The 22,997-nt window shown below is 43.8% G+C and carries 20 protein-coding genes; 7 read left to right on the top strand and 13 right to left on the bottom strand.

Features of this window, described 5'->3' with window-relative positions; translation table 11 throughout:
* Positions 1–36 precede the first annotated feature (36 nt).
* From ACFS5N_RS05400 to ACFS5N_RS05385, 4 genes are all read left to right on the top strand, one after another.
* On the top strand, positions 37–1,083 hold the full coding sequence (locus tag ACFS5N_RS05400) for a redoxin domain-containing protein (RefSeq protein WP_377183015.1): 1,047 nt from the start codon (positions 37–39) through the stop codon (positions 1,081–1,083).
* Between the two features lie 12 nt (positions 1,084–1,095).
* Positions 1,096–2,556 carry a hypothetical protein gene (locus ACFS5N_RS05395; RefSeq protein WP_377183013.1) on the top strand — a complete coding sequence of 487 codons (1,461 nt, stop codon included), beginning with the start codon at positions 1,096–1,098 and terminating at the stop codon, positions 2,554–2,556.
* Positions 2,553–3,671 (top strand): redoxin domain-containing protein, encoded by a 1,119-nt coding sequence (locus ACFS5N_RS05390; protein ID WP_377183011.1) that lies wholly within the window; start codon positions 2,553–2,555, stop codon positions 3,669–3,671. Before ACFS5N_RS05395 ends, ACFS5N_RS05390 begins: the two co-directional genes overlap by 4 nt.
* Positions 3,672–3,965: 294 nt before the next feature.
* Positions 3,966–6,797 (top strand): M16 family metallopeptidase, encoded by a 2,832-nt coding sequence (locus tag ACFS5N_RS05385; RefSeq protein ID WP_377183009.1) that lies wholly within the window; start codon positions 3,966–3,968, stop codon positions 6,795–6,797.
* A 208-nt stretch (positions 6,798–7,005) separates the two neighbouring features.
* On the opposite strand, the gene ACFS5N_RS05380 is transcribed toward ACFS5N_RS05385, so the two are convergent.
* The 8 genes from ACFS5N_RS05380 to ACFS5N_RS05345 are packed head-to-tail and all read right to left on the bottom strand — an operon-like array spanning position 7,006 to position 16,000.
* Positions 7,006–8,319, bottom strand: a complete 1,314-nt coding sequence (locus ACFS5N_RS05380; protein ID WP_377183007.1) for a sensor histidine kinase — start codon at positions 8,317–8,319, stop codon at positions 7,006–7,008.
* Positions 8,303–9,676 carry a sigma-54-dependent transcriptional regulator gene (locus ACFS5N_RS05375; protein WP_377183005.1) on the bottom strand — a complete coding sequence of 458 codons (1,374 nt, stop codon included), beginning with the start codon at positions 9,674–9,676 and terminating at the stop codon, positions 8,303–8,305. The genes ACFS5N_RS05380 and ACFS5N_RS05375 overlap by 17 nt, the downstream gene beginning before the upstream one ends.
* Positions 9,677–10,063 carry a hypothetical protein gene (locus ACFS5N_RS05370; RefSeq protein WP_377183003.1) on the bottom strand — a complete coding sequence of 129 codons (387 nt, stop codon included), beginning with the start codon at positions 10,061–10,063 and terminating at the stop codon, positions 9,677–9,679. It lies immediately after the preceding gene.
* 47 nt (positions 10,064–10,110) lie between these two features.
* Positions 10,111–11,298, bottom strand: coding sequence for an ABC transporter permease (locus tag ACFS5N_RS05365; protein WP_377183001.1), 1,188 nt, complete (start codon positions 11,296–11,298; stop codon positions 10,111–10,113).
* 31 nt (positions 11,299–11,329) lie between these two features.
* Positions 11,330–12,568 (bottom strand): ABC transporter permease, encoded by a 1,239-nt coding sequence (locus ACFS5N_RS05360; protein ID WP_377182999.1) that lies wholly within the window; start codon positions 12,566–12,568, stop codon positions 11,330–11,332.
* 25 nt (positions 12,569–12,593) lie between these two features.
* Positions 12,594–13,259 (bottom strand): ABC transporter ATP-binding protein, encoded by a 666-nt coding sequence (locus tag ACFS5N_RS05355; RefSeq protein WP_377182997.1) that lies wholly within the window; start codon positions 13,257–13,259, stop codon positions 12,594–12,596.
* A 23-nt stretch (positions 13,260–13,282) separates the two neighbouring features.
* Entirely contained in the window at positions 13,283–14,740 is a 1,458-nt protein-coding gene (locus tag ACFS5N_RS05350) for a TolC family protein (protein WP_377182995.1), read from the bottom strand.
* 12 nt (positions 14,741–14,752) lie between these two features.
* The gene (locus ACFS5N_RS05345; protein WP_377182993.1) at positions 14,753–16,000 is read right to left on the bottom strand and encodes an efflux RND transporter periplasmic adaptor subunit; all 1,248 of its coding nucleotides are present in this window, start codon (positions 15,998–16,000) and stop codon (positions 14,753–14,755) included.
* 172 nt (positions 16,001–16,172) lie between these two features.
* Between ACFS5N_RS05345 and ACFS5N_RS05340 the strand changes: the two genes are divergently transcribed.
* Entirely contained in the window at positions 16,173–17,063 is an 891-nt protein-coding gene (locus tag ACFS5N_RS05340; RefSeq protein WP_377182991.1) for a glycoside hydrolase family 25 protein, read from the top strand.
* On the opposite strand, the gene bla is transcribed toward ACFS5N_RS05340, so the two are convergent.
* The 4 genes from bla to ACFS5N_RS05320 all read right to left on the bottom strand — a co-directional run bounded on the left by bla (position 17,052) and on the right by ACFS5N_RS05320 (position 20,281).
* Positions 17,052–17,930 carry a subclass B3 metallo-beta-lactamase gene (bla, locus tag ACFS5N_RS05335; RefSeq protein WP_377182989.1) on the bottom strand — a complete coding sequence of 293 codons (879 nt, stop codon included), beginning with the start codon at positions 17,928–17,930 and terminating at the stop codon, positions 17,052–17,054. The two genes, ACFS5N_RS05340 and bla, sit on opposite strands and share 12 nt — an antisense overlap.
* A 26-nt stretch (positions 17,931–17,956) precedes the next feature.
* The gene (locus ACFS5N_RS05330) at positions 17,957–18,424 is read right to left on the bottom strand and encodes a VOC family protein (protein ID WP_377182987.1); all 468 of its coding nucleotides are present in this window, start codon (positions 18,422–18,424) and stop codon (positions 17,957–17,959) included.
* A gap of 62 nt (positions 18,425–18,486) precedes the next feature.
* Positions 18,487–19,377 carry a helix-turn-helix domain-containing protein gene (locus ACFS5N_RS05325; RefSeq protein WP_377182985.1) on the bottom strand — a complete coding sequence of 297 codons (891 nt, stop codon included), beginning with the start codon at positions 19,375–19,377 and terminating at the stop codon, positions 18,487–18,489.
* 85 nt (positions 19,378–19,462) lie between these two features.
* Positions 19,463–20,281 carry an SDR family NAD(P)-dependent oxidoreductase gene (locus ACFS5N_RS05320; RefSeq protein WP_377182984.1) on the bottom strand — a complete coding sequence of 273 codons (819 nt, stop codon included), beginning with the start codon at positions 20,279–20,281 and terminating at the stop codon, positions 19,463–19,465.
* A 490-nt stretch (positions 20,282–20,771) separates the two neighbouring features.
* Here ACFS5N_RS05320 and ACFS5N_RS05315 point away from each other — a divergent pair, with 490 nt between their 5' ends.
* Together ACFS5N_RS05315 and ACFS5N_RS05310 are read left to right on the top strand one after the other, a co-directional pair.
* Entirely contained in the window at positions 20,772–22,394 is a 1,623-nt protein-coding gene (locus tag ACFS5N_RS05315; RefSeq protein WP_377182982.1) for a redoxin domain-containing protein, read from the top strand.
* A 77-nt stretch (positions 22,395–22,471) separates the two neighbouring features.
* Positions 22,472–22,600 (top strand): hypothetical protein, encoded by a 129-nt coding sequence (locus ACFS5N_RS05310; RefSeq protein ID WP_377182980.1) that lies wholly within the window; start codon positions 22,472–22,474, stop codon positions 22,598–22,600.
* On the opposite strand, the gene ACFS5N_RS05305 is transcribed toward ACFS5N_RS05310, so the two are convergent.
* Complete coding sequence (locus ACFS5N_RS05305; protein WP_377182978.1) at positions 22,597–22,983, bottom strand: VOC family protein; 387 nt, start codon at positions 22,981–22,983, stop codon at positions 22,597–22,599. The two genes, ACFS5N_RS05310 and ACFS5N_RS05305, sit on opposite strands and share 4 nt — an antisense overlap.
* Between the last annotated feature and the right edge of the window lie 14 nt (positions 22,984–22,997).

Raw genomic sequence — 22,997 nt, 5'->3', positions numbered from 1 at the left:
AACATTCCGGGCGGCTACTTACACAATATTAATACCATGAAAAAAATAATAACCGGCGTATTAATGCTATGCCCGATAGTGTTATTGGCGCAGAATAATTTTACCATAAAGGGCAATATCAGCGCACCGGGAAACGAGCGCAAAAAGGTTTATCTGAGTTATGATAACGGTGAGAAGAGATCGGTTGATTCAACCATGATGAAGAAAAACGGCGAATTTGATTTTTCAGGAACTATGCTGAATGATGAATATAACGAAGCCAAAATTACTGTTGGTAAGTTGCAGCAAAAAGGCCGGACGGAAAGCCAGATCATATTATTTGCCAGGAAAGGTGACAAAATATCAGTGAATATCAAGGGCCTGGTCAGCGAGGCGACGATTACGGGCTCTGAACAAAGTGAAGCTTACCGGAACCTGCAGGACAGTTTAGCAGGCACCAGGGATATCAACAAACAACTTGCTGTTTATAAGCAAGTGATTCAAAAATATCCCGATTCTAAAATGGCTCTAGCTGTATTTGCCGGCCGCTTTGGCCAAAACCTTTCCAAAGGCTATCCCGAGCAGTTGCCTGAAATACTAAACATTTACAATGCTTTTTCTTCGCGTATCAAAAGCACAAAGGATGGTGCGGCTCTTGGCAAGGCGATTGAAGATAACAGGAGTTTGGTCATCGGAGGCATTCTTCCTGATTTTACCGCCAAAACTCCGGAAGGAAAGGTTGTCAATCTCCATGATTTTCGCGGTAAATATGTGCTGGTTGACTTTTGGGCATCCTGGTGTATTCCATGCCGGGCCGAGTTTCCGTTCCTGAAAAAAGCTTACAGCCGTTTTAAGAGCAAGAACTTTGAGATACTTGGTTTTTCGATAGATAACGAAAGGTCGCTTTGGGTATCCGCACTCGAAAACGACGATGTACCATGGCTCAATATCTCTAATTTGCTGGGGCACGACGAACCCGCAGCTATAAGATACCAGATTTATGGTATACCGGCTAATTTCCTGATAGATCCGGACGGGAAGGTGATAGCTGTTAACCTGCGAGGCGAAATGGTAGAACCCACCCTGGAGAAATTCATCAAATAGCCTGATCATCATATGAAAATACTCAATTATACGTTCCTAAGCATACTTGGCGCTTTCACCTTTCTTGGCCCAGGCGCCCGGGGGCAGTCTTTTGAATCAATGCTGCTTAAAGCAAAACCTCCGGCAGCAAAAAAAGGATTTTATGCCATCCGAACCTTTTACAAGTACTCAGAGCTGCGGGCTTATGAATTAACGCTTGCTAATGGTGTGCACCTTGTTTTCAGGGCAGACGAAGGGAGGAAAGATATCCTGATGACCGCCGTTTGTCCCGGTGGCGGATCTGTTGCCGACGACAAGGATTTTATGTCTGCTATGCACGCCGGAGCGATAGTCGGTAACGGCGGACTGGGGGCATTTAACGGGGCCGAGACAGAAAAGTATTTTAAGCAGAAGAATATCACGCTCAGTCCGGGCATAGACGAAAAATACAGCACTTTAAAAGGGAGTTTTAGCCGCGGTAATATTGAAACCTTCATGCAGGCATTGACGCTGTATTTTACCAGTCCACGTAAGGACAGGGATTATTTTAAAACTTATATAGCGAACCTTAAAAAAATTTCTGCCGCCCGGCAAAAAGATCCTTATCAGGTATTGGAAGACACGGTTAAGTTTCTTGCAACCCGAAATAAAAACAGGGTTAACATCCTCAATATGGCTAACATCAATCAGATTGACCTGGATAAAGCATATGAAATTTATCGCAAATGCTTTGGTAATGCTTACGGTTATACCTTCATCTTTACCGGCGACTTTAAGGTGGATGGAATGAACCAGCCTTCGCGGGAAGCCATCGACACGTTGAGTAAATATCTCGTTGCATTGCCGGCTACCGCGGATTCGCAAAAAATTATTAACAGAAATACGGAAATACCCAATGGCAGAATAGTAAGAAAAGTATATAACGGCAATGCTCCGCTGGCGGCCGTGCATATGATCTACAGCGGGGAATACCAGCATTCAGATTCAGTCAATCTCCAATTAAAGGTACTTTCCTATCTGTTGGAAAAAAATCTTGATACGCTTGATGCTTTCAGTGGGGTTAGCAAACCAACTGTTACCCTTACGCTGAATAAATTTCCAAAAGAAGAGTATGCGATTAATATTGCGTTCAAATGCTCCCCGCAGCAAGCCGGTAAGTTGGTTGACATCGCACAGCAGACGGTCAAAGCGCTGCACGTGGAAATCAGACCCGAACAGCTGAAACAGTATGTAGCGCTGCGTAAACGCGAACTCAAATCGCAAACCTTCGACTATACATTTTGGTTGAATTACCTCGAATTGCAATTCATGAACCATGACGACCCTTACGATGTGGCGCATTATCCGTACAACTTTCATAAAGCCTCTCAGGAGTCATTGCAGAAAGCCGCCAGTCAATTTTTTAGCGGCGAAAATTATATACAAGCCACCCTGTTACCATCACGACAAATAAAAACGGGTTCAACTAAACCCAGAACAAAAAAAACAATATGAAAAAGATAATAATGACGATCATTGGCTTGCTGCCTGTAATGGCGCTCGCCCAGGGAAAGTTTACTATAAAAGGTCAGGTAAACACCGCAAACGCGCCGCTGATGGCTTACCTGAGCTTCTCAGAAGACGATAAACAAATAGTTGATTCGGCAAAGATTATTGACGGGAAATTTTCCTTGTCAAATTCTGCGTCGACCCTTCCGATGGCACGGTTAACTGTAAGTCATCAGGACAAATCGGTAGACATCTTGCCGATTTATCTGGAGCCGTGCAATATCAACGTAACTTCTGCAACCGGCTTTATAAAAGATGCAGTTGTTACCGGCTCAAAGGTCAACGACGATTTCAGGCTCTATAACGGACAACTTGGCCGTCTGAGTGCCGAAAGCAATATTTTGGTAAAAGCGTGGATGAGTAAGACAGAGCAGGAACGTCAGGATACAATCACCCTGAACGCTTACCGTCAAAAGCAATTAGCAATACAAAAGGCATATAAAGACACTAAAAGGAACTTTTACATGAGCCACCGCGATTCGTATATCGGTTTGGTAGCTTATGCTTCAAACGACGAAATTGACGTGAAGGATAAACTGGATGCAACTGCCGAAGAATACAATAAATTTTCTCCGGAGGTCAGAAAAACGGCACTGGGGAAGATGATTGGCGACATGATTGAGGGTGCAACTAAAACGAAGATAGGTTTACCAGCTATCGATTTTACGCAAAATGATGTTAACGATAAACCGGTAAGGCTTTCTGATTTTAAAGGGAAGTACGTTTTGCTGGATTTCTGGGCATCATGGTGCGGCCCATGCCGAGCCGAGTCACCGAACCTGGTCAAGGCCTACGCCAAATTTAAGGATAAGAATTTTACCGTGTTGAGCGTCTCTCTCGACCAGCCTGGCAAAAAAGAATCCTGGTTAAAGGCAATTGAAAAAGATGGGCTGGCCTGGACCAACGTTTCTGATCTTAAGTTTTGGAAAAACGCCGTTGCAGTTAAATATGGCATCACCAGTATCCCGGCCAATTTTCTGATAGACCCTTCGGGAAAAATCATTGCAAAGGACCTGAGAGGTGAAATGCTGGACCAGCAGCTTTCTAAGTTGATTCCTTAGCCGTCCCTGTTTGTCAGCAGCTGTAAATCAACGGCAGATCTTATTAATATGATAATATAGTTAGTTTAGTTAGGCGTCAGCTCCGGCGCGGGCCTGGCGCTTTTCTGTTACCTGTCACATTCAACCGGATAATATATATTATACAAAGGACTCTGTGATTTAAGCAAAATTTAATAATCTATAATTCCTCATTCGGCCAACGGGTCAGAGGGCAATATCCGGGCATAACTACAAGCTGCAGCCGCTTACGGCTGACAAGCATGATATAGTTGTCCTTAATAAATAATAAAATAAATGAAAATCATCAATCAATTTACCCGCAGGCTGCTAATTGGCCTCGTCGCTGTGACTTTCAACAGTATTTGCAGCGCACAGGTTAGCTATCAGCTGCAACAACCACTGCCTTTCGACAAATCTGTTCATACAGGACGTCTGGCTAATGGGTTCACTTATTACATCCGGTATAATGCGGAGCCGAAAAACAGGGTCGTTATGTACCTGGTCAATAAGGTCGGCTCCATCCTGGAAACGCAGGAACAGCGCGGCCTTGCGCATTTTATGGAGCACATGAATTTCAATGGCACTACGCATTTCCCGAAAAACCAGCTGGTTGATTATTTGGAAAAGGCAGGTGTGCGCTTCGGAGCGGACATCAACGCATATACCAGCTTTGATGAAACCGTTTACCAGCTTCCGATGCCTTCAGATAATGCGGAGATACTTAGGAACGGTTTGCAGATCATGAGGGATTGGGCGCATGGGGCATTGCTGGAAACTGCCGAAATAGATAAAGAGCGTGGGGTTATTTTGGAGGAAAAACGACTTGGAAAAGGCGCCGGGGAACGTATGCAGCGACAATACTATCCCTTTTTGCTAAACGGTTCAAAATATGCCGAACGTTCTCCTATTGGAACAGACGAAGTACTTACCGGTTTTAAACCAGAGACGCTAAGAGCATTTTACAAAGATTGGTACCGGCCTGATCTGCAAGCGTTGATTGTGGTAGGGGACGTGGACGTAAAGGAAATGGAAAGGGCAATAAGGGATAAATTTGCTGATCTCAAAAACCCGGCGCCTGAGAAGGCCAGGGCAAATTACGCTGTAGAACTTACCGGTAAAAATCGTTACATGGCGGTTACCGACAAGGAAATGACCTCAACGGTCGCTGAAATAATTATTAAAAGTAAGGGAAAGGAGATCAGGACCGGTGCTGATTACCGCAACTCCATGATTGAAGCATTGTTTAATCAAATGCTGGACCAGCGGCTGAACGAGATAAGGCAGAAACCAGACGTTCCATTTCTGCAGGGGAGTGCCGGCATTGGCGGCTTTATTGGCGGCCTTAAATCTTTTACCGCACAGGCCGTCACTAAGCCCGAAAAAGGAGGATTGGAAAAGGCATTCAAAGCCATCTGGCGCGAAGCCTTCCGACTGCGTGAACAAGGCTTTACAGAAGTTGAATTGACCAGGGCAAAGACAAACTATATGAACAGTATTGAAAATATTTTCAAAGAGGCCGACAAAGTCAAATCAGGAAGCTACGTCAATGAATATGTTCAGCATTTTTTAAAAGGTGAATCTGCCCCAGGGCTGCCTTTTGAGTATCAGTTTGTAAAAGCCAAGCTGCCGGGCATTAAGTTAGCAGAACTTAACTATGCCGCACGGTCTCTCATAAAAGATACTGACAGGGATGTACTGGTACTGGCTCCGGAAAAGGATAAGGCAAACCTGCCCGATGAATCAACTATCAATAGCTGGCTTAAGGAGGTGGCTGCCGAGCCGATGCAGGCTTACCAGGAGGCATCCAGTCTTCAACCCTTTCTTACTAAAACTCCTGTTCCCGGAAGGATCGTTAAGGAGGCGACTGACCCGGAATTCAATATAACTACCCTGACCCTAAGCAACGATGTAAAGGTTGTTTTAAAACCAACCACTTATAAAAACAACCAGGTGCTGATGTCGGCATTCGCTCCGGGGGGTACCAATCTTTATAGCGATCAGGACTATCAATCGGCCGCTAATGCTGCGGGCCTCATCAACTTCTTTGGTGCAGGTAATTATTCACCTGTAGCGTTAAGTAAATATTTTACCGGCAAACAGATAGCGATAAGTACCGGCATAGGGGAGACCAGTCAACAAATAAGCGGCGGCTCGACTACAAAAGATCTGCCGGCAATGCTTGAGTTAATGTATGCTTATCTGACTGAACCAAGGAAAGACTCAGCGAAGTTTGCCAGTATCATATCAAATGCGAAAGCTGGCCTGATCAACAGAAAAAATGACCCGAGTAGTGTTTTCCAGGATACATCAGCTGCTATACTGAGTAATTATAATGTCCGCAAAACCGGTCCGAGTGTTGAAAAGCTCAGTCAGATCTCTCTTGATAGAGCCTATGAGATCTACCAGGAACGTTTTGGTGATGTTTCGGGTTTCACTTTCATATTTACCGGCAGCTTTAAGCCCGACAGCATTAAAGGCTTTATAGAAAAATACATCGGCGGGCTGCCAGCTAAGCATACGCCGGCAAAAATCAATGACTTGGGTATTCATATCCCGCCCGGAATAGTCTCAAAAACGGTTTACAAAGGTACTGAGCCGAAAGCCACCGTTCAGCTGTACTTTTCAGGTCCCTTCCAATACACCCTCAGGGACAGGATAGAGCTTGATGCGCTAAGAGAGGCGCTCTCTTTGCGTTTGATAGCGCGGCTTCGTGAAGATGAAGGTGGAGTTTACTCGCCTTCAGTTACTGCACACAGTGTCAAAATACCTTCCGGGCGTTATGTTTTTACCGTATCGTTTGGCTGCTCCCCGGCAAATGTGGAAAAGCTTATTACTTCTACGCTGGATGAGATTGAGCAGCTAAAAACTTTGGGCCCGCCGCAGGTTAACGTAGATAAGCTGATAACAGAAACACTGCGCCAGCGGGAAACCTATGTGTTGACAAATGAATGGTGGCATTCATCCATCTACGAGAGTCTGCAAAATGGAGAAAGTCTGCAAGATTTGGACGATTATGTCCCTGTTTTGAAAAGTATAGACCCATCTGCAATTAAAGTGGCAGCGCAAAAGTACCTGAGCGGAAAAAACTACATAAAACTGGTACTTATGCCGGAGAACATGAAGTAAGATCCAGGAGATAGTTTGAAATTCAGCTGCGGCCATCCCGGTCTGCGGCAATGTTAAGATATCCGCGGCGGTGACAACGGCTACAGCATCCCCCGCGGACACTACTCGTTCTTTATATACAGTTAATAGTAGTTAGTTTAAAAAAGCGCACATCGTCCCAGGGCGTCGTGTGCTTTTTTTTATTTGAGAGGTTACACATGTCAGGTAACTATCGCTTTTTTTTTGTCATATCGATTTTGAAAACAGTTTCATTCGGGACTATTGTCCTCAAAGAAAAATCAAAACCGTGATTCGTTAATATCTCCCTAACTAAGGTCAAGCCTATGCCTTGCCCATCGGACTTAGTGGTATAAAACGGGGTAAATAAATGAGCACTTTGCTCGGCGCTTATACCTTTGCCGTCATCGGTTATGGTTAATAGCCTTTTTTGAGCATCGATGGTGATATGTACCTTGCCATTATTTTCGGTGGCTTCAATAGCATTTTTTATAACATTGATAAGTACCTGTTCCAATTGCTGCTCATCTGCCATCACCATCATTTTTTGCCGGGGCAGATCTGTACTTATGGCAACCTTTTTTTCCTCGGCAGGTAGTTGCATTAATTGTACAACGTTCTGAGCAGTAAGGCAAAGGTCGATCTGCTTTTTATTAGGCGGTGGCAGCTTGACAAGGTCGGCGAAGTTGCGCATAAACACGTTAAGATTCTGATTACGATCGGCAGCTATACGCATGGCATCTTTAAGCATATTCAGATCGTTAGCTTGCCACAATATTGGTGTGTTTAATGCTGTATTGATGATTGAGTTTACCGGCCCGATGGTATTGTTTACTTCGTGAGCCATCATGCGTATTACCTTACCATAGACGTTTTTCTCGGCTGCTAAAAGCTCGGCCGTAAGCTCTTCGATCACCACAAAATTGCGGGCAAACCCCCGGTCGATAAATTGTGAACAATTTATTTTGCAGGTAGTTGCCCCTTTTATTTTAATTGTTTTTGATTCGCCCGATTTAAGCTCGCCAATTGTTTTGGCAAATACCTCTGGCAGACTACTTACCGGCTGACGCATTAACAAACGTACATCGATCTGCAGCATATCGGCTGCCTTTGGATTTATTTGTTGAATGCAGTTGTCATGGTCTAAAATAATAATGCCTGAGGGCGATGTATGTACCAGCTTCTCGAGAAAAAAATGTTGCTCTTCCTGCTTGGTACGTTCGGTACGCAGATGGTCTATCATATCATTATAAACTCCAATAAGCCGGTCAACCTCATACTTACCTGTATGTACAAATTTAACGTTGAAATCCTGATCCCTGATGGCCTCAATACCCTGCATCATGGAACGTAAGGGTCGTAAAAGCTCGCGATATAGGTTCCACGAGATAATAACAGATATGATGATAACAGCTTCGGCAATAATAAAAAAAATGCGATTCTGATTAAAAATAACCCAGCTCATTGCCAGTGCAGCAATATGTAAAATGGCTACAAAGGCAATGTACTTAGTCCTCAGTTTCATCGTATGGTATCTGATATTTTTCTAACCGGCGGTATAGCGCGCTGCGTGTTATTCCCAAAGAGCGGGCGGCTTTGGCAATACGGTTTTGATGAAATTCCATCGCTTTTCTGATCATGCCTATTTCCATTTCTTCCAAAGTTAAGGCACCCACGCCCGGTAAATGCGACTTACCGCTTTTAGCCGGCGATATATCCAGTTGCGAACGCAGATCGTCGATAGTCAATTCATCATTTCTGCTCACCAGTACCGATCGCTCTACTAAATTTTTTAACTGGCGGATATTGCCCGGCAAAGGCAAAGCCTGTAACCACTTCATGGCTGCAGGCGCGACAAATAATTTGGGGCGATTATAAATCTCTTTTAAGTTACCAATAAAGAAATCAACCAGCAATGGTATATCCTTAGGCCTGTCGCGCAGCGGCGGCAGATAAATGGTGATCAGGTTAATGCGATACAACAAGTCTTCGCGAAAACTATGGTGCGCCACCATTTCGTTCAGGTTTTTATTGGTGGCGCAAACCACCCGGACATCGACCGATTTGGTACGGCTACTACCCAGCACCTCGTACGTACGATCTTGCAATACGCGCAATAATTTTACCTGGCTGCTTGCATCGAGTTCGCCAATTTCATCTAAAAATATAGTGCCTTTGTTAGCTATTTCAAAACGGCCGGTGCGGTCAAAACGGGCATCGGTAAAGGCCCCGCGTACGTGGCCAAACATCTCGCTTTCAAATAGAGAGGTTGATATACCGCCAAGGTTAACCTTAACAAAAGGGCGGTTGCGTCTTTGACTGTTTTGATGTATGGCTTCGGCTATCAATTCTTTACCTGTACCGCTTTCGCCCATGATTAGTACTGAGGCATCAGTAGCTGCCACACGGCCAATGGTCTCCAGTATATCCATCATTTTGGCGTCCTGACCGATAATGTGCTGAAAATTGTATTTGCTGTCAAGCTGTTTGCGGGTATGGCTTACGGTTTTTTGGCCTTGCAGGTCTATTAGGGTCTTAACGCTTTGCAGCAGGTAATCATTGTTCCAGGGTTTATTTATAAAATCGTTTGCGCCTAGTTTCATACCACGAACGGCCAGGTCAATACTGCCCCAGCCGGTCAATAAAATAACAGGTGTGTTGGGGCTCTGCTGTTTGATTTTGCCCAGTAGCGCCATGCCTTCATCGCCCGAGGTATCTATAGAAAAATTGAGGTCGAGAATAATAAGCTCAGGCTGTTTTTTTTTGATGATGGCCAGCGCTTCGGCCGGCCCGCCGGCCTGGGCAGCAGTATGACCCTCGCTCTGCAATAACAGGCAAAGCGAGGCGCGTACTGCAATATCGTCATCAATAACCAGTATCATTTATTTTTGTTGGATTAAATCCCTGAGTCCTTCGCACATCGCTTTAAACTGCCTATAAAATTCGGCAGAATTTTTTCGTTTATCGAATTTAAACGCAAGTTTTCCCGGCGACGACTTCATGTGGAAGATCATTTTGTTATCTAAAGTCAGGTCGGCATCGGCCTGGGTGTTTTTAAAAGATATGCCGGCGCCCTTCAAATGGTCATCCATATAACCTAATACTTTAGGCATTTTTTCTGCATCAAATTTGGCCGAGAACTCATAGGTCTTTTCATCTTCAGATACACTGATGGAGATGTTGCCTGTTTTTGTCTGTGCTTTCATCCGGTTGCCAATCAAGGCTACGCCGAAAAGTATACATAGTGCAATTAAAATTTTTGGTTTCATATTGTTTGGATTGATTGTTCTTTAAAAAATTCAAGTACGGTGTTATATTATTCCTCATGCAAGGCGACCGCCGGATACACTGCCGCAGCTTGCTTGCCAGGATAAAGCGAGCATAGAAGCACCAGCACATAAATAAACAGGATGGACAAAATAATAGCTGCGATATAAACCCCAGCCGGCAAATCAAACAAATTTAGCACCGGGAACTGCGCTGCGAAGAATGTCCCGATGATGAGCGAAAGAGTTGCCAGTACCATTGATTCAGTCACAATTTGCCATGATACAGAACCGCCCGTTGCCCCAACAGCGCGACGCAGGCCTATCTCGCCCCGGCGCTTGTTGATGTTATACCAGAGTACGCCAAACAAGCCTAGCGCCACATTGATGATCAGGAAAGTGGCGAGTATGATCAAAATGATTATTGGTGTCAGTGCTTCTTTGTTTGTGTTGTCGCGTTTTTGGGTGAAATGTTCTATATCAATTGATGACTGCTTCATCATACCTGCCACTGTTTTATATAGTTTGCCCTCAAAAGCGGCGTCGGCAGACGGGGCAACTTTTACAATTATTCGGCTTACGTATTTATAAAAACTGCTATCAGGCCTGTTATACAAACCGCTTTCAGTCGTTCTGAAATCGCCATGATATTTTAAATCGGCAACAACGCCAATTATCCTGTTTTTTGTTGGCTTACCATCATAATCATCTAAGCTTTTACCAATCGCGTCGCCGTTTCCAAATATTTTTTCTTTAAGTGTATGATTGATCACCACAGGTTCATAAGCGTCTGCTTCATCCTGTTTGCCGAACCAACGACCTTCTAAAACGTTCATTTTAAAGGCGTCTTTATAATGATCGTCAACTCTATAAAAGTTAACATTATCATATTTTTTACCTTTGTAGGTATAGGCCGTACTCATCATACTGCCGGTAAATGGCGTGTTACCACTAGAATAACTTACTTCTACAATTTGTGGCATTGACATTAAAACATTGCGCAGGTTTCGGTAATACATGCGCGATGAGTCAATATTGTTAAACTTAGGTGGATTATTGACATTTATTAACCATGCTTGTTTGTATTCAAACCCCATGGGGATTTTATAATTATTGTAAAAATTAACGACCATGGAGAACACAACAAACATCACCATAAATGAAACCAGCATTTCGGTTATCAGCAGGGAATTTTGCTTTTTCTTGTTCCAGATCAGTTTAAATAAATGCTTGAACATAATATTTTTTATAAAGAGTGATAAAATTGATCTACTGTGCCTTCAGGGCCTTTACTATAGCCAGTTTTGACATGCGCCAGGCCGGATAAACACCCGATAAAATACCAAACACTAAACAGGCTATAAGCCCATAAAAAAGTATGGTGAAATTCAAGGTTAAATGCAGGCCATCTAAGAAATCAGACTGGTTAATGAAGTAAAGCGCCAGCGTCGATAACAAAACGCCTAAAAGCCCACCAATACCTGTCAGAATCAAATTTTCAATAATGAATTGATACACCAAAGTTTTTGACGATGCCCCAAAGGCTTTGCGCACCCCAATTTCTGACGAGCGTTCCATAATGCGGGTGATATTGATGTTTACCAGATTAATTGTAGGTAACAACATGAACAGGAAGATAGCGGCGCCAAACAGAATGGAAAAGTGACTAAAACCTGAACTGGGGCCGTTGCCATACAGGCCTCTGACCTTCTCTTTGAAATAAGTATCGGCGCTACTAAACAACTCGTCCATATTTTTATCGCCGGTTGGAATTTTTGTGACTATCTGATCATACTCTTTCTGCATTTTAGGGACATCGGCAGTTGACTTAGCTAACAGAACGGCACCGAATTCTCCCATGTTGCCGGTATCTTTATAATTGCCCTTAGTTAGCGTATACGGCAGATACATGCTGGCATAGTAGGTGCTACTGGTTATAGGTGGATTTTTAACTACACCAATAACCCGATATTTAATATTGTCGGCCTCGATGTATTTACCTACTACACTGCGCTCGTCGCCAAAATAGTTTGCCTTGGTTTTTTCAGTGATAACTGCCAGATGTTGTGACTGCTCTATCTGCGCTTTATCATAAGGCTTACCTTCGGTGAATTCGAAATCGGCTACGTCCCAAAATGCTGCGTTGGTATATTTAATCTCCATCACAATTTTTTTGTCGCCAACGTAGGCGTTAGATGAACTTGTGTTAGATGATATGGCCATATTTACCGGCGTTTTCATACTGCCGGCATAGCGGGTCAAAAAGTAAAAAGAAGGGGAAGATGTATTTCGCCAGCCCAGTTTGGTATTGCGTATTTCAACCCGGCCAATGTACAGCGAGCGGTCGCGTTTTAAGTCAGGATAGGTGGGGTTAATCACGTTATCCATAAAAGCGGTTAATACCATTAATATGGTAAGCGTGAAGCTAATGCCAAACAAGCTGATAAACGTAAAGAACTTCCTTCGTTTAAGTACGGCTATGGCTATTTTAAAGTAGTTTTTAAGCATTGTTGTAAATAATTTAGGTTAATTATTATTGAACCTGCGAGCCGTCGAATAATCGCACCAGGCGGTGTGTCTTACCGGCCATATATTCGTCGTGCGTTACCATGACAATGGTAGTCCCGTCCTGCTGATTAAGCTGCATAAGTATGTCCATGATCTCATTACCCATAGCGCTGTCCAGGTTACCAGTAGGCTCATCCGCCAGTATAATTTCCGGTCGGCCTACAATAGCGCGTGCTATGGCTACACGTTGCCTTTGCCCGCCTGAAAGCTGAGTAGGGAAATGCTTCATACGATTGGCCAGCCCCACTTTTGCCAGGGCCTCTGCGGCTAGTTCGCGTCGCTCCCTGGCCGATATATTACGGTATAGTAGCGGCAGCTCGACATTGTCAATTACCTGCAGGTCATTAATCAAATGGTAGCTCTGAAAGATAAAACCCAATGTTTTATTGCGAAACGCAGCCAGGCTTTTATCATTAAGACTGCCGGTTTGCTGGCCTGCAATGTTCACTACACCTTTGCTGGGTGCATCCAATAAACCCATAATATTTAACAGGGTACTTTTGCCACATCCCGAGGGACCCATGATTGACAGAAACTCGCCTTTGGCAACGTCCAGGCTGATGCTGTTTAGCGCCAGGGTCTCAACTGTATCGGTGCGATATACTTTTTCAATGTTTTGTAAGCTTATCATATTTGCTGATATATTTTTAGGGTTTATTTATAGATTATTTTTTTCTGGTTCTCAAAGTCGTAGAGCGATAGGTAGCGCAGTTGGTAATAGGCTCCCCAAAGATCGCGCAGGGCGGTTACGTGGTCGCGCTTGGCCTGGTCGTTTTCCTCGAAGGCAATGCTCAGATCAGTGATGCCCGTATTGCCTAAGATATAGCGTTCTTTCGCTATTTTATATTTTTCGCCGGCAATACTATCGGCTTCGGCGCTCAGGCCCACTTGCTCTTTCATCTGGTCGAATAAGGTTACCTGGGTGATGATTTGTTGTTTAAAGTTCTGCTTATCCTGCTCAACGGTGTAGGTAGTTAGTTGCTCGTTTGCCTCGGCTGTTTTTATCTTAGCTTTCGAGCGTCCCCAATCTAATACCGGAATACTGAAAGTTAACTGCAGAAGTTGCTGGTTTTGCGGCGATTTATATACATCCGGAATGTTACGGGCGCTATTTGAATAACCAAGGTTTGCCGTTAACGAGGCTGTCAAACCTGTCTGTCCCCGAGCCAAAGCTACATCGCGCCTGGCTTCGGTAATACGGCGTACAAAACCAATAGCGTCCGATCGGTTGGCGTAAGCCTGCGTCAATACACTATCCGCAGAAATTTTTAGTTCGCCCACCGTTTGCGGCGTAACCAATTTTATGGGTTGATTTCCATCTTGCCCGATATAGCTGCGCAGGGTCAGTGAAGCTACTTCCAGGTCGCGGCGCGCAGCCCCGGCAGCCTTGCGTGCATTCAAAAGTTCTAGCTGTAATTGCAGCAGCTCGTTGCGGCTTACCTTGCCCATCTCAAATTTGGTGTTAGCGATTTTCAGGATGTTAGAGGTATTGCTATAATTCGTCTCGGCTATTTGCAGATTTACCTGTGCCAGCAGCAGGTCAAAGAAGTAGCCAGTTGCTTTAATGGCAATTTGCTCTTTGGCTTCCATGTAAGCTTGTTTACTTTCATTATAAAGCAGGGGCTGGATCTTTTTATCCCATTTCAGGCTGTTAAACTGCCCAAGTGGCTGGCTGATGCCAATAGCATAAGGCACACCGTTATACAGGATATTATGCCGATCCATATCATCAAAACGCTGCAGCTGGCTCATACCATAAATGGTGGCCCCGGTAGCGGTGATACTTTGGCTGAAATTTAAAGTAAGTTGAGAGTTGTCGTAATGTATAGGCTGAAAAAGTACTGTGCCGTCTGGTTGTATAACCTGCTGGTTGGTTTTGCTATAGCCAGGCAAAGTGCCGCTCAGCGACAGCTGCGGCGCATAATTTGATTTAAACGACCGCCATTGCCAGTACTTGGTTTCACGAGTAGTAGTGGCTTGTTTTGATTCGATAGAACCACCCTTGGCCAGCTCTACCACATCGCTCAGCGACAGCCTTAAAGTGTCGCTTTGCGCCAGGCAAAACATCGCGTTAGCAAAGATCAGGAAAAGTGTAAAATAGATACGTTTCATGGTCTCAGGGGCTTAATTAGTGATCTTAATACGCTTAGTGTTTTTATAGCTGCTCATGTCTGAAGTGATTACTATATCGCCCGGTTTAACGCCGTCCTGCAACTCGATATAATCAAAATTGCTAAGACCTGTATGAACGCTGCGGCGCTGAGCACCATCGCCATCCAACACAAATACATCCTGCGGACTGGCGCCTTTAAACGCCGCGCCATTAGCTACGCGCATTACCTTGTTGTGCACTGCGGTAACCAAATACACATCAACCTTTAAATTAGGGCGCAACTGCTTATTCGCACGGTCATTTAGCTGAACATCAAAACTTACCAGGTTATTTTGTACAGAGGGTGATATGTTGGAGACATGGCCCTGCAGCTGAGTGTCATTGATTTTTACAATAACCGGCATGCCATTGTGCAACTGGTCAATATAGTTATCAGACAAGCTGCCGCTTATTTTAAAACTGCTCAGGTCGGCAATGCGTAACAGCGTTTCGCCTTCTTTAACATTCGCACCAATGTTTTTATTAACGTAGGTGATAACGCCGTTACGCGTAGCCGACACGTTGGCCAGTTTCAGTTTATGTTCAAGCTGTTTCAGATCGCTTTGCTGAATGCTGGCGGCCAGTTCGGCTTCCTTTTCCTCCAGCAGCATGGTTTTTTGTTTGTTGCGCACCTCGTTCTCCAATTGTGCTTTTTCAACGTTGGCCACTTTCAGGTTCAGCTCGGCCTGTTCAATATCCTCGCGGGTACCACCGCCGGCTTTGTACAATCGTTTGGCGTTTTCAACAGCATTTGTAAGGTCGCCTATTTTGAGTTGTTTAATATCGTTGTTAGCCTTGATGTCATAAAAGCTTTTATCAAGGTCGAGCTTTAGTTTGGCTATCTCATTACGTTTATCTTCCAGTTGAAATTTTAGTTTGTCGTATTCGGTTTCTGAGGCCGACTTGTCCAGTTCCAATATTGGCTGACCCGGTTTTACTTTTGCACCGGCATCGCTGGTCACACTTTTTATCGAGCCATTGATAGGGCTGGTGATAATCTCTTCAAACTCGGGCAAAACTTCGCCGCTTGCGTTAATGGTGTTTTCGACATTGCCAACCTCGACGCGCGCCGTAGTAAATTCGCTGCGCGATATGCTGGAGTTAAGCCAAAGGTTTATAAGCCAGAACAATCCTGCCAAAATCGTGACGGCTATGGCGATTATAATGACCAACCGGCGGCGTTTTTGATTTTTAACTTCTTGCGTAATTTCTATATCCATACAAAGTATTTTGACGACAACTTTGCAATGGTTGTACCAAACTTAAATTGTTGTAAATTAGGTATTTATATGAAATTTGATTTTAAAATATGTTCGATATCGAACATATTTTTCGGTATCGCGCTGTTTGCTTACGCGATATAAAACCGGCGTCAAATTGTATCTTCGCAAAGTGAATCGCGCGCAGCACAAATACAAAGCCCCAACCATTACCAGGCGTGTCCCGGCCAGGAAGAAACCGGCCTCCAAAAAGAAGAAGCCTGCAGGCAGTGGCGCGAAGAAAACACTCAGATGGTTGTTAGCGGTTTTGTTACTCGTTATCTTATCACCTTTGTATTATGGCTATGTGCTTAAACTGTTCAGCTCTACCTGGCGCTGGGTCACGGATATGGGATCGTCGCCCAATTATCGCACTTATCATAGTTTTGGTATCCCCATACCAACAAATTATAAATGGCATGGTATCGACGTATCTTACGCACAAGGTAAAATAAACTGGCCCAAGGTGGCAGCCATGGAAGAGGATAGTGTGCGCATCCGCTTTGCGTTTATTAAGGCAACGGAGGGTTTGCTTAAAGTCGATCCCTATTTTAAACGTAACTGGCGCGAGGCTGCTAAAGCGGGGATTACTTGCGGTGCCTATCATTTCTTCCGCCCAAAAAAAGACGGGTTGTGGCAGGCGCGTTTCTTCCTGCAAAATGTTAAGCTTGAAAGCGGCGATCTGCCGCCTGTGGTAGACATTGAAGTATTAGACGGGGTAGCCCCGGACAAAATGCGGCAGGAGCTTAAAGCCTTCATTAAAAAAGTGGAAAGCACAACCGGGGTTAAGCCTATAATTTACACAGGCATAAGGTATTACCAGGACTATCTTAAAGGATATTTTGATGGTTACCCTTTGTGGATAGCCCATTACTACCAGGAAGAGCTGCAATTGCCAAAAAGCACCGGTTGGTGGTTTTGGCAACACTCAGATATTGCCACTATAAACGGTATTAACCATGTAACTGATTTTGATGCCTTTAAAGGTGACAGTTTGGATTTTCAGCGGTTATTAGTGCGATAGTTTATCTTGCTTCACCTTTAAATCGTAAGCTTTTTGCATTTCATTCAGCTGCGCATCATAACCTTTTCTGTCAATAAAAGCAGCAGGGTTATATTTATCGCCCGGATGATGTTTGCGCGCCAACCCAAACTGACTTGCATGTGAGGCGAGCCAGATATCAAACTTTAAACCCTTCATGGCTTTTAAAGTGTAAGCATAATCTTGCGCTATGGTTGGATAGACCGAAACCTCAGAAAATTTCTTATCGGTAATAATGGTGGGTAAGTTGGCAATGAGTACTTTGTAGCTACGGGTGTTATCAGCCATGTCAAACAAAAAACTACATGAACCCTTGGTGTGGCCAGGATGATGTAGCATGATGATTTGCATACCGCCCAGTTTAATGACATCGTTATTTTTTAATATTCTGTCCACTTTTACCGGTTCAAAAACACAATCCCCGGCACCCATAGCATAGTCAGACTTACCGCCGTCTTCAACTACACCTACGTCCCCGGCATCAACCATTAATTTAGCATGAGTTAGTTTTTTAATAGCAGCCATCCCACCCATATGGTCAAAATGCGCCTGGGTGGTGAGCAGTATTTTAATGTCCGAAAATTTAAAGCCCAGCTTTTGAATGCTTGTTTTAATAGCTGGCGCAGATGCGGCCAGACCTGTGTTGATCAGGATATGGCCTTTCGGTGTGGTGATGAGGTAACAAGCCAGATCATAAGTGCCTACATAGTACAGATTACCCACAATTTGAAACGGCGGGTAAGGTTTTGACCATTCGGGATGCGCCTGTGTAGATGGCTCGACAACTTTTTGAGCAATAGCGAGCGTGTTAAAGCACAAAAACGCAGCAAGCAGCAGGATATTCTTCATGGTTCGAATATCAGCATATTATAGCATTATTTGCTCTCCCAAAGCTCTATCTTATTACCCTCAGGGTCCATTACATGTACAAAATCGCCATAGCTGGTTTTTTCGACCGAATCAACCGGCGAAATACCTTTGGCTTTCATATTGGCCAGTAAGGCGTTAAGCCCTACCACGCGGTAATTGATCATAAATTGCTTGTCGGAAGGAGCAAAGTAGGTCGTAGTTTCGCGGAAGGGCGTCCATAGCGTTATACCTTTTTTTTTACTGTCTGCATCCTCGCGCCAGGCGAAGGTTGCACCTGTTGCTACTACTTGCATATGCAGGTTATCGGCATACCATTGCTTGAGCGCCTTTGGATCTTTACATTTAAAAAATATGCCGCCTATGCCTGTTGCCCGCGGACCCAGCTGCTCTGATTTGGTAAGGCTGTGAAAGCCATAGCCTAACATAAACGACCCTAATAAAGCGGTGACGATCAATGCTTTTTTTATCTTCATTACAATTGAATTTAAAAATGAAGATAGTGCATTTTATACCGAAAAGGAAAGCCTGCCGCTGTCTAATTCAATATCTGTTTTCTGAATTGATTTGGACTGATGCCTGTCTCTTTTTTAAATAGCCTTGAAAAATAGGGTAGATTTTCAAACCCCAGCAGGTAGGCTATTTCTGAAACACTACGATCTTCACCTTTTAAGCGGTTCTTAGCTTCGTTGATGAGGTGGATATGGATAAGCTCAATAGCCGTTTTGCCGGTCTCCTGTTTCAACAAATCGCTCAGATAACGGGTTGATAAATTTAGCTGATTGGCCAATGCGGTAACCGTTGGCAAACCTGAAGTTAGTAATGAGCCATTTTTAAAATAAGTGTTCAGCGCCTCGCTGAATTTTGATACCGTTTTGCCTGATAGCTCGGCCCGGTTAATAAACTGGCGCTTGTAGAAACGTTGCGCGTAGCGCAGCATAGAGTCAATATGCGTCAGGATAATGTCGCGGCTGTACTCGTCGGGGTTGTCCTTATATTCGGCTTCGATGCTGAAAAACAGATCCCAAATGATTTTTTCTTCGCGCGGGGATACATGCAGGGCCTCATTGGTTTCATATTCAAAGAATGAATATCTGGTGATATCCTCATGCAGGTTATGTCCGCTCAGAAAATCTTCATGAATAAAAATAATGAAGGCATCTTCCTCAAATTCGGGATTTTTAAACTCAATGATCTGGCGGGGCTTTACAAACATCATGCTGCCGGTGTCGTGATCATATTTGGTGCGGCCATACAAAATACTGCCCGAGCGCAGCTTTTTAAAGCCTATCATATAAAAATCAGAAGTGAAGGCGCGCTCGCCCATGCCGCAGGTTTGCGTACAACGGTACACGCTCAGCAGCGGATGCTCAGGCGGTGGGAAACCGTTAGCACGGTTCATCTCTGCTAAACTTTTATAATGTTGCATAACGCATTGATTGAAGTATAAGACAAATCTACACCAAAAGCCGGTGTAGATTTGTCAGTATTAAACCATTAAATAAGCGGGTAAATTATTTACCGTGTGCTGCGGTCGAAACTTCGGCCCATTTATCCCATTCGGCGTACCGACCTTCATTTACTTGTTTAACCCAAGGATAAGCCATACTACCCAGGAACAAACGCAGCGGCGGGTTCTCGCTGTCAATCAGTTTTAGTACTGCCGGGGTGGTAGCTTCAGGCACTCCCCAGATATCGCCGCTTACACCTTCCTGGAAAGCTGCGCGTACGGCATCATACTCAGGCATTGCCGTAGTTTGTGTGGCCGACGCGCCGCTCCAGTCGGTTGCGAAACCATTTGGTTCAACCAGCGTGACGTTAATGCCGAAACCTTTAACCTCTGTCGCCAGGGTTTCGCTCAAGCCCTCGACGGCAAATTTTGAAGCATTGTATAAGCCCAGCACAGGCAGGGTTACCAGACCCAATACGCTGGATAGCTGGATGATGTGGCCATGCCCTTGCTCGCGCATTACTGGCAATACCGCCTGGGTTAACCATAACAAACCAAAGAAATTGGTTTCCATTTGTTCGCGGGCCTCTTGCTCGGTAGTCTCCTCAACAGTGCCGAACAAACCGTAACCTGCGTTATTGATCAGCACGTCTATGCTTCCAAAGTGTTGTTTTGCTTTCGCGATAGCAGCGATGCCGGCTTCGCGGTCGTTTACGTTAAGTTGCAGGGGCAGTACGTTGTCGCCATATTTGTTTACCAGGTCGTTAAGCGCACTTAAATCGCGGGCTGTAGCTGCTACCTTATCGCCGCGTTGCAAAAGCGCCTCGGCCCATAATTTACCGAAGCCTCGTGAAGCGCCGGTAATAAAAATTGTCTTTGCCATTTTGTTTGTGTTTAAATAACTAAGACAAAGTTAGCGTGGCCGCCTCACGAGAATTTATACAGAAGTAGGGAAGTTTGGCACATTTGTACGAGGCTACGGCATGAGCGTGTACTGTTCCGCCTAAAATATGAAACACTTTGAAACACCGTTTTAGATTAAAGTGCTGTAAATTAGGTTTTTAATTATGTGAGGTGAAACACTTTGAAACAGTACAAATAGTTTAGGTAAACTTACTTAACTAACTGATTAGTAATTTTTTATGTGTTTTTTGGGATGTTAGCTATTTTTGGGTGAAACACTTTTGAGTGAAACACCTTTGATAAAGTTGTTAGTACGTTACCGCAAGCGTGTCCGCTTGTGGTTAAGCGGCAAATTGTATTACCACAAGCGAGGAGGCTTGCGACAACCGTGTAACAAAGGTAGCGTTTGTTGCATTCAGTAACTTATATTAACTTAGTATAGTTAAGGTACCGACTAACCTAAGCTAACCATGAAATACCTAACCGCATTACTTATCTTTTTATTTGCTTTGTCAATCTCAGCATTTGCCCAGAAATATGCGGCCTTTCAATTAAACACTGATAAGCTTGAAGTTGGGCATGAAATTCATTTCGTCTATTCCGGGGCCTTCTCCAAAAAGATAGACCCGCGTTTAAGCATGTACTACAAAGTTAATGATCATTTGAGATGGAAAACGCTCGACGCCAAATACAATGGCACAACCACTACCGGCTCGTTTATTATACCCGACTCCACATCATCAATAGATATAAAAACCCGCAATGAGCGCGACACTACAGAAGAATTTATATTTAACGTCACAAAAAATGGAAAACCATATATCAGTCAAAAGCAAAGCGATCAGATAGCAGTTGTTCAGGATAAAAATATAGCAGCCTTCAATAAAGAATCAGTCGATTTGATTAAAAACAAAATACCTGCGGGTAATTTCTTAACCGAACTGACAGCTATGGAAATCAAGTATCCAAAGTTTGTGGCCGAAGGAAAGTTTGATCGTATTTACACTACTGTTGCGTATATGCTATTTGCGGAAGGTGATATTAATAATGCTGAGCGTTATGTAGATGAAATCAGGTTCAAATACATGCAAAAAGATTTTTATGTTAGTGTTGTCCGTGCCATGTTAAACAGTAGCTCGTCCGACTTTCATTTGGCCGAGAAATATATTGAGCGAGCTATTGCTTTGGAAAAATTTCAACCAATGCCTTACTATGTCTTTGATAAAAAACAATGGAGCCAAATGGTAATAAATACTACGGGCGATTATTTTGATCTTGCTGCGCAGATACAGTACAAATTAGGTAACATTAAGCAGGCCATTAATTGCCTGAACATAGCCATGAAAATGGCGAGTAACAATGTTGAAATAAAGGCGCATTATCTGCAATACCTGATGGATACGGGCGAAAATAAAGCCGCTCTTGATGCTGCATCCAAATATATTGAAAACGATCAGGTATCAGTAGAAATTAAAAAATTTTTGCAAGAGGCCTATGTTAAAGAAAACGGCCTGATAGATGGCTACACTAATTATTTCCAGTCGCTGATGAAAAAGGGGCAAGAAAAATATGTATTGCCCGAATATGGAAAACTCAATGTGCCTGCTATAAATTTTTCGTTACAAGATATTTATGGTAAAACAATATCACTTACCGATTTTAAAGAGAAACCTTTGATACTCTATTTTTTCTCTACGTATTACAACAACACGCAGCGCAACGACTTTAACAATTACTTTAATAAAATAGTAAAGGAATATTCAGGAAGCCCGGTTGTATTTTTAGCGATTGATAAAGGGCGCGTATCAGAACAGGATGAAGCCAATGGCAGGCCATTACGTATTCAAAGAATCAATGAATTTTTAACAAAAAATAACTTAAGTTTTAAGGTGCTGATGGATAATTATCATCAAGATCAAAACTCAAATTCCAGTTTTTATTATACTGCTGATAATTATAGCTCCGGAGATGTTTGCCAGTTTTATGTAATCGATAAAAATCGAATTGTCAGGTATAAATCCTTTCCGTACACACCCATGCCGGTAGAACAATTTGAACATGAGCTAAACGCCGCTCTGAAGCTAGTGGATTGATTTGCAGCTCTGTACTTTCTCCCCAATCTGGCGCAAGCGTCCGCTTGTGCCAACGATGAAAAGCCACAAGCTGACGTATGCGCCAGATAATTTCCATCTTAAATTTTACCGCGCTGTCTGAAGCTTGTAATTTCCCTTCAACACAAAAACGCCCCGAATCATCACAACCCGAGGCGCTTCAAACCATTAAAAAAAGAGATACTTAATTATTTGAATGCAGGCCGATTTTGTTGCCTTCGGTATCTAAAATAAAAGCCATGTAGCCAATTTCGGGGCTTATTTGGGTGCGTTGCATGATGATCTCACCGCCCAGGTCTTCCACACGGTCAAGGATAATCTGCATGTCGGGGTTAGCGTTCAGGTAAATTACGGCGCCATCTTCAGACGGGTAGTGGTTGTCGCTTTCAACCAGGCTGCCTCCAACCTTGCCGCTTTCCATGTCGATAGGGAAGCCTACCATTTTCATTCCCGGCATTTCCTGCATGGGGGTCATTTCCATCTCGAAAATGCCTTCGTAAAAGTCTTGTGCGCGTTCAATTTCATCAACCGGTATCTCAAACCAGTTTAATGCATTTGCTGTTGATTCCATAATTAGTTGCTTTT

Origin of the sequence: Mucilaginibacter ximonensis (assembly GCF_042686265.1) — a bacterium.
GTDB lineage: Bacteria > Bacteroidota > Bacteroidia > Sphingobacteriales > Sphingobacteriaceae > Mucilaginibacter > Mucilaginibacter ximonensis.
The sequence above is the reverse complement of the archived record's forward strand: the minus strand, read 5'-3'. Positions and strand labels throughout refer to the sequence as shown.